Here is a 12764-nt window from a genome sequence, read left to right as displayed (position 1 = left end):
CCGAAGGCGGATTCCCATAAGGTCGGGACCCCGAGATCCTTGCGTCAGCAGCCGCCTCGGCGGCCGGCGCATTATCCGCGGCCGCCGGCCAGCCGCGCCGCCAGCGGGCTGCGGCCCAGGCGAAGCATGGCGAGGCAGCCCAGCAGCGGCCCCACCGCCAGCAGGGCGAAGGCCCCGCCCCAGCCGCTCCAGGCGACGAGCGAGGGCATGAGGTGGATCGTCACCAGCGTCAGCGCGAAGCCCAGGCAGTTCTGCACCGTCAGCATGGTGCCGGTCAGCCCCGGCTCGGAAAGCTCCGCCACGCTGGCCGAGAACTGCGCGGAATCCGCCACAACCGCGACGCCCCAGACCAGGCAGAGGGCGATCGGCAACAACGGGTGCAGCCCGAAGGCGGGACCGGCCAGCAGGCAGCAGATGCCCGAGACCGCCATGGCCGTCACCGTGGTCCGCACCCGGCCCCAGCGGTCCGCCAGCAGCCCGGCACCGATGGAGCCGAGCGCCCCCACCGCGATCACCGCGAAGGTCGCCAACGAGGCCTCGCCCGCCTCCACCCGCGCAACGCCGCGCCAGGCGGCGAAGCTGGCGCTGAGATAGAGGCCGACCCAGGCCCACATGGCATAGAGCTCCCACATATGGCCGAGATAGCCGAGCGTCGCGAGCCGCGTGCCCCGGTTGCGCCAGAGCTGCAGCGCCGCGCCGGGACGGAAGGGCGGCGCGGGCGCGTGGCGCGGGCCGAGCCGGGTCCGCCCGATCAGCGCGGCGGCGAGCAGGGCGGCAAGCGAGGCCGCGCCCAGCGCCAGCCTCCAGTCCGGCGCGGCATCCGGCCCGCCCGCCGCGCCGGTCAGGGCGAGCGCCAGATGCGGCGAGGCCGAGCCCAGGGTCAGCCCGCCCACCAGGAGCCCGACCAGCAGCCCGGCATCGCCCTTGTCCGCCCAGCCGATGGCGAGCTTCATGCCCACCGGATAGACCCCGGCCAAAGCCAGGCCGGTGACGAAGCGCGCGGCGATGGCGGTCCACGCCTCCAGCGGCAGGAGCGCGATGGCGGCATTGGCCAGGGCGCCGAGCAGGGCGCAGGCGGCGAAGAGGCGACGCGGGTCGGTGCGGTCCGGCAGGGCCAGCGAGGCGCTGAGCAGCGTGCCCAGCACGAAGCCCGCCTGCACCGCGCCGGTCAGCCAGGCCTGGAAGCCCGGCCCCAGCCCGAGGCCCAGCGCCTGCGCCTCCCGCAGCATGCCCGGCCCGGCGGCGGTGCCGGAGAACCAGAGGCAGAGCGCCAGCACCTGCGCCAGGGTGATCAGGGCGATGTTCGCGGTCTTGCCGGTCACGCGGCATGCCTCCCAGGGTTCCGGCCCTTCCGCCTGCGGGCGCGGAGCCGGGCTTTTCACCACCGGTATCCGAGGATGCGGAGCCTGGCGAGGGGGCGGCGGGGCGACGGTCAGTCGATGGCGAATTCGGTGGTGTTCTTCACCTCCTCCATGACCGTGTAGGTGTGCGTCTGCCGGATGCCGGGCAGTCCCACCAGCACCGTGCCCAGGAAATGCCGGTAGGCGGCCATGTCGCGCACCCGCACCTTGATCAGGTAGTCGAAGCCGCCCGCCACCATGTGGCATTCCATGATTTCCGGCGTCCGCCGCACCGCGGCCCCGAAATCCTCGAAGACGCGGGCGCTGGTCCGGTCCAGCGTGACCTCGACGAAGATCAGCAGTGCGCGCTGCAGCTTCCCGGCATTCAGCCGCACCGAATAGCCCTCGATCACGCCGTCCTGCTGCAGGCGGCGGATGCGCTCATGCGTGGCAGGCGGGCTGAGATGCGCCTGCCGGGCCAGTTCCACATTGGTCATCCGCCCATCGCGCTGGAGCAGGCGCAGCAGGCGCTTGTCGATCTCGTCCATGGCTGACGATCCTTTCGCGGAACGCCTATAGCACCATCAATCCTCCGGACAGCGGCCGCTCCGGCCGAAGGATCGGGCCACACTTCCTGCCTTGCCCGAAATCCCTTCGCCCCAGGCGAGATCATGCGAGGGGTGTGCGGCGCCTGTGGCAACGCCGGGGGGAGCGGGCGGCACGAAGCCTGCATCGGCGCTTCCACGCCGCCGGGCGGTCCCACCCGCGGCGCAACTGCACTAGCCTCGCCACCCCGGCCATGGTGGCGCGGCGGAAGGCGCCCTGCCCGCGCCCCGAGATGGAGAACAGCATGACCAGCCTCTTCCTCGCCCATGCCCGGATCGTCGATGGCACCGCGCCGGAGCCCTCGGCCCCGCAAGGGGTGGTGATCGAGAACGGCCTGATCCGCGAGGTCTCGCCCAGCGCCCGCGCGCCGCAGGGCGCCAGCACCATCGACCTGTCGGGCAAGGTGCTGATGCCCGGGCTGATCGACTGCCACGTCCATATCAACGCCATCGATGCCAGCCTGGCCAAATGCGCCACCCTGCCGGATTCGCTGGTGATGGCGCGTTCCATCCGCCTGCTGCACCAGATGCTGATGCGCGGCTTCACCACCGTGCGCGATGTCGGCGGCGCCGATCACGGTCAGGTCGTGGCGGTGGAGGAAGGGCTCTTCCCCGCGCCGCGCCTCGTCATCTCCGGCAAGGCGCTGAGCCAGAGCGGGGGGCATTGCGACTTCCGCGGCCCCTTCGACAACACCCCGCCGCGCTTCAACACGCGGCTCGGCGCGCTGGGCCGGCTCTGCGACGGCGTGCCGGAGGTGCGGCGCGCGGCGCGGGAGGAGATCAAGTCCGGCGCCCGCTTCGTGAAGATCATGGCCAATGGCGGCGTCGCCTCGCCCACCGACCCGATCCATTTCCTGGGTTTCTCGCGCGAGGAGATCAGCGCCGCGGTCGAGGAGGCGCGCAATGCCGGCACCTATGTCTCGGCGCATCTCTACACGGACGAGGGCATCCGCCGCGCCGTGGAATGTGGCGTCCATTCGCTGGAACACTGCAACCTGATCACCGAGGCCACCGCGCGCTTCGCCGCGGAGCAGGGCGCCGTCGCCGTGCCGACCCTGGTCACCTATGACAAGCTCTCCTCCGAGGGCGAGGAGCTCGGCATCGGCGCCGAGGCCGTGGCGAAGGTGGACGATGTGCGCCTGGCCGGGATGGAATCCCTCGCCCGCATGCAGGCGGCGGGCCTGCCCATGGCCTATGGCAGCGACCTGCTCGGCGCCATGCACCGTCACCAGTCGGAGGAGTTCGTGATCCGCGGCAAGGTCCTGCCGCCGCAGATGGTGATCGCCGCCGCCACCCATATCGCCGCGAAGCTCTGCCGCATGGAAGGCCGGATCGGCACCGTCGCCGCCGGTGCCCATGCCGACCTGATCGTGGTGGACGGCAATCCGCTGGAAGACCTGTCGCTGCTGACCTTCCAGGGGCGGCACATGCCGATGATCCTGAAGGGCGGCGTCTTCATGAAGGGCGGTTGAGCGGGCCGTCGCGTCGCGCTCTTCATGGCGGGCCGCCGGGGGAGAGGCGCCGCCTCTCGCCCCGGACCCCCTCTCCGCCGGGGACCGGAGCCGGTCCCCGGACCCCGGGCTTTCGTTGGCTCTGTGTGGTTGTCGTCAGCCTGTCGCCTGATCCCTGGAAGCAGGTGGAGACGCGGGGCTCTTGGAAAGAAGAAAGGCACCCTGTCCGCGCTGGTGGCACCGGCAGTCCGCCGGAGAGCCAGGCTCTCCGGCGCGATCCGGCCGCAGCAAGGACCAACTCATCGGGTCCAGGGCGCGCAGCGTCCTGGCGGATAGGGGGTCCGGGGGAAAGGCAGCGCCTTTCACCCGGGACGGCGCAACGCCGAACATAAAGCGCAGGCCTCAGGCCAGTTCCCGCTTCACGAAGCGGCCCGCCTGCATGATCGCCGGGATGCGGTTGCCCTGACCTTCGAGCAGGCTCCAGTCCTCCAGCGGATTGCCTTCCACCACGAGGAGGTCGGCATCCGCCCCCGGCTCGATGATGCCGGCGCGGCCTTCCAGCCCGCAGACCTTCGCCGCGACGGTGGTGGCGGAACGCAGCACCTCGATGCCGGGCAGGACGCGGGAGCGGAGCTCGAACTCGCCGGACTGGTAGCCATGCATCTCGCCCAGCAGGTCGCTGCCATAGGCCATCTCCAGCCCGGCCTCGCGCATGATGGCGAGGGATTCGAGGCCGCCGCGCCGGACGGTCTCGATCTTCGCCACGCTGTCGGGGCCAAGGCCCCACTTCGCGCCCTCGGTGGCCAGGATCTCGTAGGTGATCAGCGTCGGCACGGCGTAGCAGCCGCGCTCCACCGCCAGCCGTGCCGTCTCGGGGCGGATCAGGTTGCAGTGTTCCAGCGAGCGCACGCCGCATTCCACGGCGCGGCGGATCGCCTCGTCCGTGTAGAGATGCGCCGAGACATAGGTGCCGGAGTTCTCCGCCTCCTCCACCGCCGCCTTCAGCTCGTCGCGCGAGAACTGCAGCATGTGGATCGGGTCGGTGGGCGAGGCGACGCCGCCATTGGCCATCACCTTGATGAAGTCGGCGCCCTCGCGCAGCTCCTCGCGCGCCGCGCGGCGCACCGCATCGACGCCGTCCACCAGCCGCCCCATCGTACCGACGCGGCGCTCCGGCGGCGCGCGGTTGTCGGAACGGGCGCGGCCATCGCTGTGGCCGCCGGTCTGCGACAGCGCCTTGCCGCAGACGATCAGGCGCGGGCCGTCGAAAAGCCCCATCGCTTGCGCATCGGCCAGGCCACGATCGGCGCCCGCGAGGTCGCGCACGGTGGTGAAGCCGCGCATCAGCATGCCCCGCATCACCGCCGCCGCGCGGAAGGCGGCGAGGGAGGAAGGCTGCAGCGCATTGGCGGCGAGGTTGGCCATGGCCGCCACCACATGCACATGCGCGTCGATCAGCCCGGGCATCAGCACACGGCCGCCGAGCGGGACGCGCGTCGCCGCCTCGCTCTGGATGGGCCGGTCGGATACCTCGCGGATCTCCTTGTCCTCGACCAGCACCTCGACGCCACCGCGCAGCCTTCCATCGCGTGGATCGAGGATCCAGCCGCCGGTGAACAGGAACAGGCTCATCGCGCGGTCTCCACGCCGAAGGGATCGTCCACCGAATGGCAGGGCCGGGTGAACCAGCGCGCCCCGCCTTCCGTCATGTAGGCGATGTCCTCCAGCCGGACGCCGAACTCGCCATAGAGGCACATCATCGGCTCGATGGAGAAGCACATGCCCACCTCCAGCGGCGTGCGGTTGCCGCGCACCATGAAGGAGGCCTCGTGCACGTCGAGCCCGATGCCGTGGCCCGTGCGGTGCGGCAGGCCGGGAGTCTTGTAGCCGGGGCCGAAGCCCGCAGCCTCGATCACGCCGCGCGCGCCGGCATCCACCGCCTCGCAGGGCGCGCCGAGCTTCGCCGCGGCGAAGCCGGCGAGCTGGGCGCGCTGCTCCAGCTCCCAGATCTCGCGCTGGCGCGGCGTGGGATCGCCGAAGACATAGGTGCGGGTGATGTCGGAGCGGTAGCCATGCAGGGTGCAGCCGGTATCGACCAGGACCATGTCGCCGTCCCGGAGCACCTGCTCGTAGGGCACGCCATGCGGATAGGCCGTGGCCTCGCCGAACTGCGCGGCGCCGCCCGCCGGCACGCCGCCCAGCCTGCGGTGCGCCGCGTCGAGGAAGGCCTTCACCTCCGCCGTGCCCACCCCCACGGAGAGCGCGCGCGCCGTGGCCTTGTGGACCTCCAGCGTGATGTCGTTGGCCGCCTGCATGATGGCGATCTCGGCCGGGGACTTCACCTGGCGGCAGGCCTCGGTGATCGTGGCCGCGCTGGTGAAGCCGAAGCTGTTTCCCGCGCGGCGCAGCCCGTCCACGGTGAAGAAGGGTGTCGCCGGATCGATGGCGATGGTGCCGCCCTCGTGCCCCATGCCGCGCACCGTCTCGATCACCAGCGCGGCCGGGTCCTCGTGCTCCTCCCAGACGCGCACATCGTCGCCGAAGCGCATGTATTCCCGCGTCTTCGGCTCCTCGAAGGCGGGGCTGAGATAGGCGATCCCGCCCTCGGCCGGGATGATGGCGCCGTGCAGCCGCTCAGTCAGCTTCAGGCCGATGCCGGTGAAGTAGGCGAGGTTCGTGGAGGTATCGAGGTAGAGCGCGCCGATCCCCTGTTCCCGCATCAGCGCCTGGGCCTTCGCCACCCGGGCCTTCAGCTCTTCGGTCGAGATCGGCGCGACCTGTTCCGCCATCGGCACCAGACGCGCCAGCTCCGCCTCGAAGCTCGATCCGCCCACACCCGCGACCATCCCGGACCCCTTTCCCAACCTTGCGCGCAGGACGCTAGGAGAAAGCATTCAGGGACGCCAGCGCCTCGCACGCGCCTGCGGAACGGGCCGGGCCCATGCTGCACCGCATGGCACAGTGATTGCTTTTGCCAGAGTTTCCACGAAGGCTTTGGCGTTGCTTCTTTCCGGCGGATGGGCTGCCATGCCGGAAGGCGCGACAGGGATACGGGTGCCACAAGCACAGGAATGAGGCGCGCGATGATGATCTTCTGCCTTGCACGGGTGCAGAGGCGAGACCCTTGAGCCAGACCGTTCCCGCATCGGACACAGGGCAGCTCCTGCAACGATGGCTGGTGGCCGCGCTGACGGCGGCCGGCCTCGCGCTGATCTTCGTGCCGCTCGTCCTCACCCTCTACCTGAGCGTCTTCGACGAGACTCTGATCACCTTCCCGCCGCGCGGCTACACGCTGCACTGGTACGCGCGGATCATCCCGGAGTTCGGCGGTCCGTTGCAGACCAGCCTGATGGTGGCGCTGGCCGCCGTGGCGATCAGCCTGCTGATCGGCGTGCCGGCGGGAATCGGCCTGTCGCGCTACAGCTTCCCCGGCCGCTCCCTGGTCTCCACCCTGCTGCTTGCGCCGCTCACCATGCCGGGCATCGCCATCGGCCTCGGCATCTATGTGCTGGCCATCCTGTTCGAGGAACGGACGCAGGTGGCGGTCAGCGGCTCGGTCTGGCTGATGGTCGCCGCCCATGTGCTGATCGCCCTGCCCTGGGTGGTGCGGCTCTGCCTGGCCTCGCTCGCCAACCACGACCGTTCGGCGGAGGAGGCGGCGGCCAGCCTGGGGGCGCGGCCCTTCCTGGTGGTCTGGCGCGTCACCCTGCCCGCCATGCGCAGCGGCATCGTCGCCGGCGCGCTCTTCGCCTTCATCGTGTCCTTCGAGAACCTGGAGATGACGCTGTTCCTGATCGCGCCCGGCATGACCACCCTGCCCATCTCCGTGCTGCAATACCTGCAATACCGGCTCGACCCGCTGGTGGCCGCCGTGGCGGTGGCGCAGGTGGTGCTGGTGGGCGTCGCGCTCGCCGTGCTCGACCGCCATGTGCGCCTGTCGCGGGTGGTCGCATGAGCCGGCTGACCCTCGACCGGCTGAGCAAGCACTACGGCCCCACCGTGGCGGTGGACGAGGTCAGCCTCGACATCCCGCAGGGGGAGATGGTGGTGCTGCTCGGCCCCTCCGGCTGCGGCAAGACCACGACGCTGCGCATGGTGGCGGGCTTCATCCAGGCCAGCGGCGGCGATGTGCGCGTGGACGGGCAGAGCATCCTGGCGCTGCCGCCGCACCGGCGGGAGATGGGCATCGTCTTCCAGAGCTACGCGCTCTTTCCGCACCTGACCGTGGCGCGCAACATCGCCTTCGGGCTGGAGATGCGCGGCGTGCCGGCGGCGGAGCGCAAGGCGCGGGTGGAGCGGATGCTCGGCCTCGCCCGGCTGGAGGAGCTGGCGGGCCGCCTGCCGCGCCAGCTTTCCGGCGGGCAGCAGCAGCGCGTGGCGCTGGCCCGGGCGCTGGCCATCCAGCCGCGCGTGCTGCTGCTGGACGAGCCGCTCTCCAACCTCGACGCCGCGCTGCGTGGCGATGTCGGGCGCGACATCCGCCTGCTGCAACGGGAGTCCAACCTCACCACCATCATGGTCACGCATGACCAGGACGAGGCCATGGCGATGGCCGACCGGCTGGTGGTGATGAAGGACGGCAAGGTGCAGCAGACGGGTACGCAGGAGGATCTCTACGAGCGTCCGGCCACTCCCTTCGTCGCCGGCTTCATCGGCCGCAGCAACATGCTGGAAGGCCGCCTCGGCGCCTCCGGCAGCGTGATGGAGGCGGAGGGCGCGGCGCTGCGCCTCGCCGGCCGCTATGCCGGTTCCGGCGCCTGCACCCTGGCCCTGCGGCCGGAGCGCCTGTCGATCCGCGAAGGCGGAGAGGGCGGCGCGGGCGAGGCGCGGGGCGTGGTGGAGCTGGCGAACTATCTCGGGCCGGTGCGGGAGCATCTGGTCCGCCTCGGCACCGGGGCGCGGGTCCTGGTGCGCGACCCCACCAGCCAGCCCGGGCGGCTCCATGCGGCGGGGACGGCCGTGACCCTGGGCTGGGACCATGCGGCCGAGCGCCTCTTCGATGCCAAGGGGGCGCCGCTGCCCTCGCAAATCCCAGAAACTGCCGAAACAAGGTGGAACGCGAATGCCTGACACGATCCTGACCCCCGGCCGCCGCCTCGTTCTGGCCGGTGCCGCCGGCGCGCTGAGCCTGCCCTTCATCCGCCCCGCCCGCGCGGCGGAGCAGATGGTGATCGGCACCTGGGGCGGAGACTACGCCAACCTGCTGCGCGCCAATGTGGAGGAACCCCTGCTGGTGCCCAAGGGCATCACCGTGGTGCAGGATCTCGGCGACGAGGACCCGCGCATCGCCAAGCTCTACGCGCAGCGGCGCCTGCCGCGCGGCGCGGTGGACGTGGCCTGCGCCCAGGCCAACCGCGGCTACGAGGTCTCGGCCGCCGGCCTTGCCGAGCCGATCGACGAGAAGAAGGTGCCGAACCTCGCGCATGTGCTGCCGCATCTGCGCAACGACGCCTATGCGCCGCACATCTACAGCCCGCAGGTGCTGATCTATAACCCCGAGAAGGTCAGCAGCCCGCCCACCAGCTTCAAGGACCTGCTGGACCCGAAGTACAAGGGCCGCGTCGGGCTGGGGAACGGCAACTACTTCTACGTGATGATGGCGGCGGCGCAGGCCGCCACGGGCGACCTGAACAAGGTCGATACCGATGCCGCCCGCGACATGATGGGCAAGCTGAACGCCAACGGGCTGCGCCTCTATCCCTCGACCGATTCCATCGGCGCCGGTATCAAGTCGGGCGAGATCGATGTCGGCATCATCTGGCTGGCGCGCGTGATCATGTGGCAGAATGCCGGCATCCCGGTGAAGGCCTCCTTCCCCAGGGAGGGCAATATCCTCTACGTCTCCGGCATGCTCATCCCGAGGAACGCGCCGAACAAGGAGACGGCCTACAAGTACCTGAACGCGATGCTGGAGCCCTCCGCCCAGGCGGAATTCGCGGCGAAGATGGGCTACCTGCCGACGGTGGACAACTGCCCGCTGACCGGCAAGGTGGGCGAGCAGCTCGCCCTGCCCGCCGACGTGAAGATGCTGCCACCCGACTACAGCGTGCTGGGCAAGCTGCAGAGCGCGACCTCGGAGTGGTGGAAGAAGAACATCGCCGGAGCCTGAAGCGGACATGTCCGACACCGCGACCGCCGCGGCCCTGGCGCGCCCCGCCGCGTACCGGGACAGGGGGCAAGCCGCGCCGGCCTCCCTCTTCCTGGCGCCGGCCACGCTGCTCGTGCTGGTGATGCTGCTGCTGCCGCTGCTCCTGCTGCTGCGCTTCAGCCTCAACCGCTACGACCCGACCGAGCTGATGATCGAGATGGTCACGGCGGAGAACTACATCCGCTTCGTCTCGGACCCCTTCTACCTCGGCGTGCTGCGCACCACCCTGCTGGTCGCCGTCGCCTCCACCCTGCTCTGCCTGGTCCTCGGCATGCCCATCGCCTACCGGCTGGCACGCTCGCAGAGCCGGTGGAAGGGGCTGTTCATGCTGGCGCTGGTGCTGCCGCTCTTTGTTGGCAGCACGGTGCGGATGGTGGGCTGGATGATCCTTTTCGCCCATGGCGGGATCATCGACAACGTCTGGCGCGCCCTGACGGGGGAAGGGCTGGAGCTGATGTACACCTCCACCGCCGTGGTGCTGGGCATCGTCTCGATCAACCTGCCCTTCGTAGTGCTGACGATCCAGAGCGCGGTGGAGACCATCGACCCCCGCATCGAGGAAGCGGCGCAGAGCCTGGGCGCGGCGCCCGACCGCCGCTTCTGGCGCGTGGTCTGGCCGCTGGCCCTGCCCGGCACGGCGACGGCCTGCATCCTCTGCTTCATCCTGGCGATGAACGCCTATGCCACGCCCTTCCTGCTGGGCGGGCCGCGCTTCCAGATGATGGCGCCGATCCTGTACTGGGAATTCAGCACCAACAACAACTGGCCCTTCGCCTCGGCGCTCGCGCTGGTCCTGATGGCCACGACGCTGCTGCTCACCACCTTCGGCAGCCTGCTGATCCCCCGCCGCTACCGGATCTGACCGGAAGGCGGGGGACGATCCCCGCCTCCCTCCCCTGACGGAAACACGGAAGACAGGAGGACACCACATGCGCGGCATGGTCGTGGCACCGCAGCCCGAGGCGGTGGAGGCGGGGGTGGAGATCCTGCGCCAGGGCGGCAACGCGGTGGATGCCGCCATCGCCTGCGCCTTCAGCCAGGGCGTGGTGGACCCGCAGATGTGCGGCATCGGCGGCTTCGGCGCCATGCAGGTCTGCATGCCGAAGCGTGGCGAGCACAGCGTGCTGGAATTCTTCGCCCGCGCGCCGCTCGCCGCCACGCCGGGCATGTGGGCGGACCGCTTCGTCGGCCAGTCGCGCGACGGCTTCGTCTTCCTGCTCTCCGACCGGAGCAACGACATCGGCCCCGGCGCCATCGGCGCGCCGGGCAACGTGGCCGGCTACACCACCGCCCTGGCGCGCTTCGGCACCATGCCGCTGAAGGCGGTGATGGCCCCCGCCATCGCCCAGGCCCGGCGCGGCGTGATGATCCGGCCCTATGTCCACCATTACTGGACCATCGACCATGGCAGCGACGGCCAGGTGAACATGGAGGACAAGCTCCGCTTCAGCGAAACCGGGCAGCGCGTCTATTTCCGCCCCGACGGGCGGCTGAAGCGGCCGGGCGAGATCCTCGACAACCCGGACATGGCGCGCAGCCTGGAACGGATCGCCGAGGGCGGCGCCGAGGTCTTCTACCGCGGCGACATGGCCCATGCGATGGCGGCCGACATGCAGGAGCGTGGCGGCCTGCTCGGCATGCAGGACTTCACGAGCTATCAGGTGCGGGAGAAGCAGGTGGTCTGGGGCGATTACCGTGGCCTGCGGGTCGCCGCCAATCCGCCGCCCTCCGGCGGCGCCTCGCTGATCGGGCTGCTGCAGATCCTGGGGCATTTCGATCTGGGCGCGCTGGAACACGGCAGCCCGGAGCACCTGCGCCTGCTGGCCGAGGCGATGAAGTGGATGACCATCGACAAGGACGCCCATATGGGCGACCCGGATTTCGTCGATGTGCCGCTGGGGATGCTGCTGTCCCGCGACCATGCGGCGATGCTGGCGGACCGTATCCGCTCCGGCGCCCGCGCGCACGTGCCGCGGGCCGAGAAGGCGGCCGACCCGCCCGATACCACCGTGGCCTGCGTCATCGACGGCGATGGCAACGCCGTCGCCCTGACGCATACGCTGGGCAATCCCTCCGGCGTCATCACCGAGGGGCTGGGCTTCATGTACAATGGCTGCATGAGCGGCTTCGACCCGCGCCCGGGCCGCGCCGCCTCCATCGCGCCGGGCAAGAGCCGGGCCAGCGCCATGGCGCCGACCATCCTGTTCCGCGACGGCCGGCCGGAGATGGTGATCGCCGCGCCCGGCGGCACCTTCATCGTGCCGGCCATCGCCCAGGCGATCATGAACGTGGTGGATTTCGGCATGGGCATGGCCGAGGCGGTGGCGGCGCCGCGCATCGTGGCGCTGAGCGATACGATCGACGTCTGCAACCGCATTCCCCACGCCACCCAGGCGGCGCTGGAGGCCCTGGGCTACCCGGTCGCCCGCTCCTACCAGAGCCATGCCTTCGGGGCGCCGCACGGGCTGCTGATCCGCGACGGCCGGTGCAGCGGCGGCGCCGACCCGCAGCGGGACGGCATGGCCATGTCCGCCTGACACGGCCGCTGCCCGGGCCTCACCTCCGGCGTCGCGACGCCCCGGGGGTTCAGGCCCGCAGGTTCGTCGGATCGTGCAGGGTCATGCGGCCGGGGGGCAGGCCGTGCAGGGCGCGGAGGAGCTGGCTGGCGAGGCAGGCATCCTCCAGCGCCCCGTGCCGGTCGCTTTCCCGCGCGAGGCCCAGGGCGGCCGAGGCGGCGTCCAGCCCGGCGCGCTGGCCGGGGCGGTAGAGACGCCAGGCACGCAGGGTGCAGTATTCCCCCCGCCAGGGCCGGGCGAGGCCCAGCCGGTCGAATTCCCCGCCCAGCATGCGGCGGTCGAAGGCGAGGTTGTGCGCGCAGGCCGCGGCGCCCTCGAAGAAGGCCGAGACCTCCCCGGCATGGGCCTCGAAGGCCGGCTGGCGGGCCAGGAAGCGGTCGGTCAGGCCATGCACCCGGACCGCGCCCGGGTGGCAGCGGCGGCCCGGCGCGAAGACGAGGTGCAGCGTGGCCACCACGTCCAGGGCGGGATCAAGCCGGACCGCGCCAAGGGAAACGACCCGGTCGCCGATGGTGCAGCCGGTGGTCTCGGTATCGAAGACGACCACATCGCTCTGCAGGGAAAGCACGGGGTGCGACGGGGCGGGTTTCGTGGCGAGGTCCATCATCCCCGCCATCCTAGGACAGCCCGGCGCGCTCCGGTAA

Annotated in this window: 11 protein-coding genes; 6 read left to right on the top strand and 5 right to left on the bottom strand. The window is 70.9% G+C overall.

Annotation, left to right across the window (positions count from 1 at the left end):
• Nucleotides 1–71: 71 nt before the first annotated feature.
• Nucleotides 72–1322: an MFS transporter gene (locus BT98_RS0111540; protein ID WP_019462485.1), complete on the bottom strand. Its 1251-nt coding sequence runs from the start codon at nucleotides 1320–1322 to the stop codon at nucleotides 72–74.
• Between the two features lie 110 nt (nucleotides 1323–1432).
• Entirely contained in the window at nucleotides 1433–1888 is a 456-nt protein-coding gene (locus tag BT98_RS0111535) for an Lrp/AsnC ligand binding domain-containing protein (RefSeq protein WP_019462486.1), read from the bottom strand.
• 302 nt (nucleotides 1889–2190) lie between these two features.
• Here BT98_RS0111535 and BT98_RS0111530 point away from each other — a divergent pair, with 302 nt between their 5' ends.
• On the top strand, nucleotides 2191–3417 hold the full coding sequence (locus BT98_RS0111530; protein WP_026033442.1) for a metal-dependent hydrolase family protein: 1227 nt from the start codon (nucleotides 2191–2193) through the stop codon (nucleotides 3415–3417).
• Between the two features lie 381 nt (nucleotides 3418–3798).
• On the opposite strand, the gene BT98_RS0111525 is transcribed toward BT98_RS0111530, so the two are convergent.
• Entirely contained in the window at nucleotides 3799–5028 is a 1230-nt protein-coding gene (locus tag BT98_RS0111525; protein WP_019462400.1) for a metal-dependent hydrolase family protein, read from the bottom strand.
• Nucleotides 5025–6242, bottom strand: a complete 1218-nt coding sequence (locus tag BT98_RS0111520) for a M24 family metallopeptidase (protein WP_027297217.1) — start codon at nucleotides 6240–6242, stop codon at nucleotides 5025–5027. Before BT98_RS0111520 ends, BT98_RS0111525 begins: the two co-directional genes overlap by 4 nt.
• A gap of 278 nt (nucleotides 6243–6520) precedes the next feature.
• Here BT98_RS0111520 and BT98_RS0111515 point away from each other — a divergent pair, with 278 nt between their 5' ends.
• The 5 genes from BT98_RS0111515 to ggt all read left to right on the top strand — a co-directional run bounded on the left by BT98_RS0111515 (nucleotide 6521) and on the right by ggt (nucleotide 12081).
• The gene (locus tag BT98_RS0111515) at nucleotides 6521–7351 is read left to right on the top strand and encodes an ABC transporter permease (RefSeq protein ID WP_026033432.1); all 831 of its coding nucleotides are present in this window, start codon (nucleotides 6521–6523) and stop codon (nucleotides 7349–7351) included.
• On the top strand, nucleotides 7348–8466 hold the full coding sequence (locus BT98_RS0111510) for an ABC transporter ATP-binding protein (protein ID WP_019462403.1): 1119 nt from the start codon (nucleotides 7348–7350) through the stop codon (nucleotides 8464–8466). The genes BT98_RS0111515 and BT98_RS0111510 overlap by 4 nt, the downstream gene beginning before the upstream one ends.
• Nucleotides 8459–9505, top strand: a complete 1047-nt coding sequence (locus BT98_RS0111505) for an ABC transporter substrate-binding protein (RefSeq protein ID WP_019462404.1) — start codon at nucleotides 8459–8461, stop codon at nucleotides 9503–9505. Before BT98_RS0111510 ends, BT98_RS0111505 begins: the two co-directional genes overlap by 8 nt.
• A gap of 7 nt (nucleotides 9506–9512) precedes the next feature.
• The gene (locus BT98_RS0111500) at nucleotides 9513–10406 is read left to right on the top strand and encodes an ABC transporter permease (RefSeq protein WP_019462405.1); all 894 of its coding nucleotides are present in this window, start codon (nucleotides 9513–9515) and stop codon (nucleotides 10404–10406) included.
• Nucleotides 10407–10473: 67 nt separating this feature from the next.
• A complete protein-coding gene (gene ggt, locus BT98_RS0111495; protein WP_019462406.1) occupies nucleotides 10474–12081 on the top strand; it encodes a gamma-glutamyltransferase in 1608 nt (535 codons plus the stop codon).
• 49 nt (nucleotides 12082–12130) lie between these two features.
• Here the strand turns inward: ggt and BT98_RS26125 are convergent, their stop codons facing one another.
• Nucleotides 12131–12727 carry a 3'-5' exonuclease gene (locus BT98_RS26125; RefSeq protein ID WP_019462407.1) on the bottom strand — a complete coding sequence of 199 codons (597 nt, stop codon included), beginning with the start codon at nucleotides 12725–12727 and terminating at the stop codon, nucleotides 12131–12133.
• Between the last annotated feature and the right edge of the window lie 37 nt (nucleotides 12728–12764).

Origin of the sequence: Roseomonas mucosa ATCC BAA-692, from assembly GCF_000622225.1 — a bacterium.
In the GTDB taxonomy this organism is placed as follows: Bacteria; Pseudomonadota; Alphaproteobacteria; order Acetobacterales; family Acetobacteraceae; genus Roseomonas; species Roseomonas mucosa.
This window is presented reverse-complemented; position numbering and strand designations above follow the sequence as displayed.

Excerpts from the sequence above, each read along its gene's own strand:
- BT98_RS0111500 (WP_019462405.1), top strand. The coding sequence starts at position 9,513 with ATGTCCGACACCGCGACCGCCGCGGCCCTGGCGCGCCCCGCCGCGTAC.
- ggt (WP_019462406.1), top strand. The coding sequence starts at position 10,474 with ATGCGCGGCATGGTCGTGGCACCGCAGCCCGAGGCGGTGGAGGCGGGG.
- BT98_RS0111520 (WP_027297217.1), bottom strand. The coding sequence starts at position 6,242 with ATGGTCGCGGGTGTGGGCGGATCGAGCTTCGAGGCGGAGCTGGCGCGT.
- BT98_RS26125 (WP_019462407.1), bottom strand. The coding sequence starts at position 12,727 with ATGATGGACCTCGCCACGAAACCCGCCCCGTCGCACCCCGTGCTTTCC.
- BT98_RS0111505 (WP_019462404.1), top strand. The coding sequence starts at position 8,459 with ATGCCTGACACGATCCTGACCCCCGGCCGCCGCCTCGTTCTGGCCGGT.
- BT98_RS0111535 (WP_019462486.1), bottom strand. The coding sequence starts at position 1,888 with ATGGACGAGATCGACAAGCGCCTGCTGCGCCTGCTCCAGCGCGATGGG.
- BT98_RS0111510 (WP_019462403.1), top strand. The coding sequence starts at position 7,348 with ATGAGCCGGCTGACCCTCGACCGGCTGAGCAAGCACTACGGCCCCACC.
- BT98_RS0111530 (WP_026033442.1), top strand. The coding sequence starts at position 2,191 with ATGACCAGCCTCTTCCTCGCCCATGCCCGGATCGTCGATGGCACCGCG.
- BT98_RS0111525 (WP_019462400.1), bottom strand. The coding sequence starts at position 5,028 with ATGAGCCTGTTCCTGTTCACCGGCGGCTGGATCCTCGATCCACGCGAT.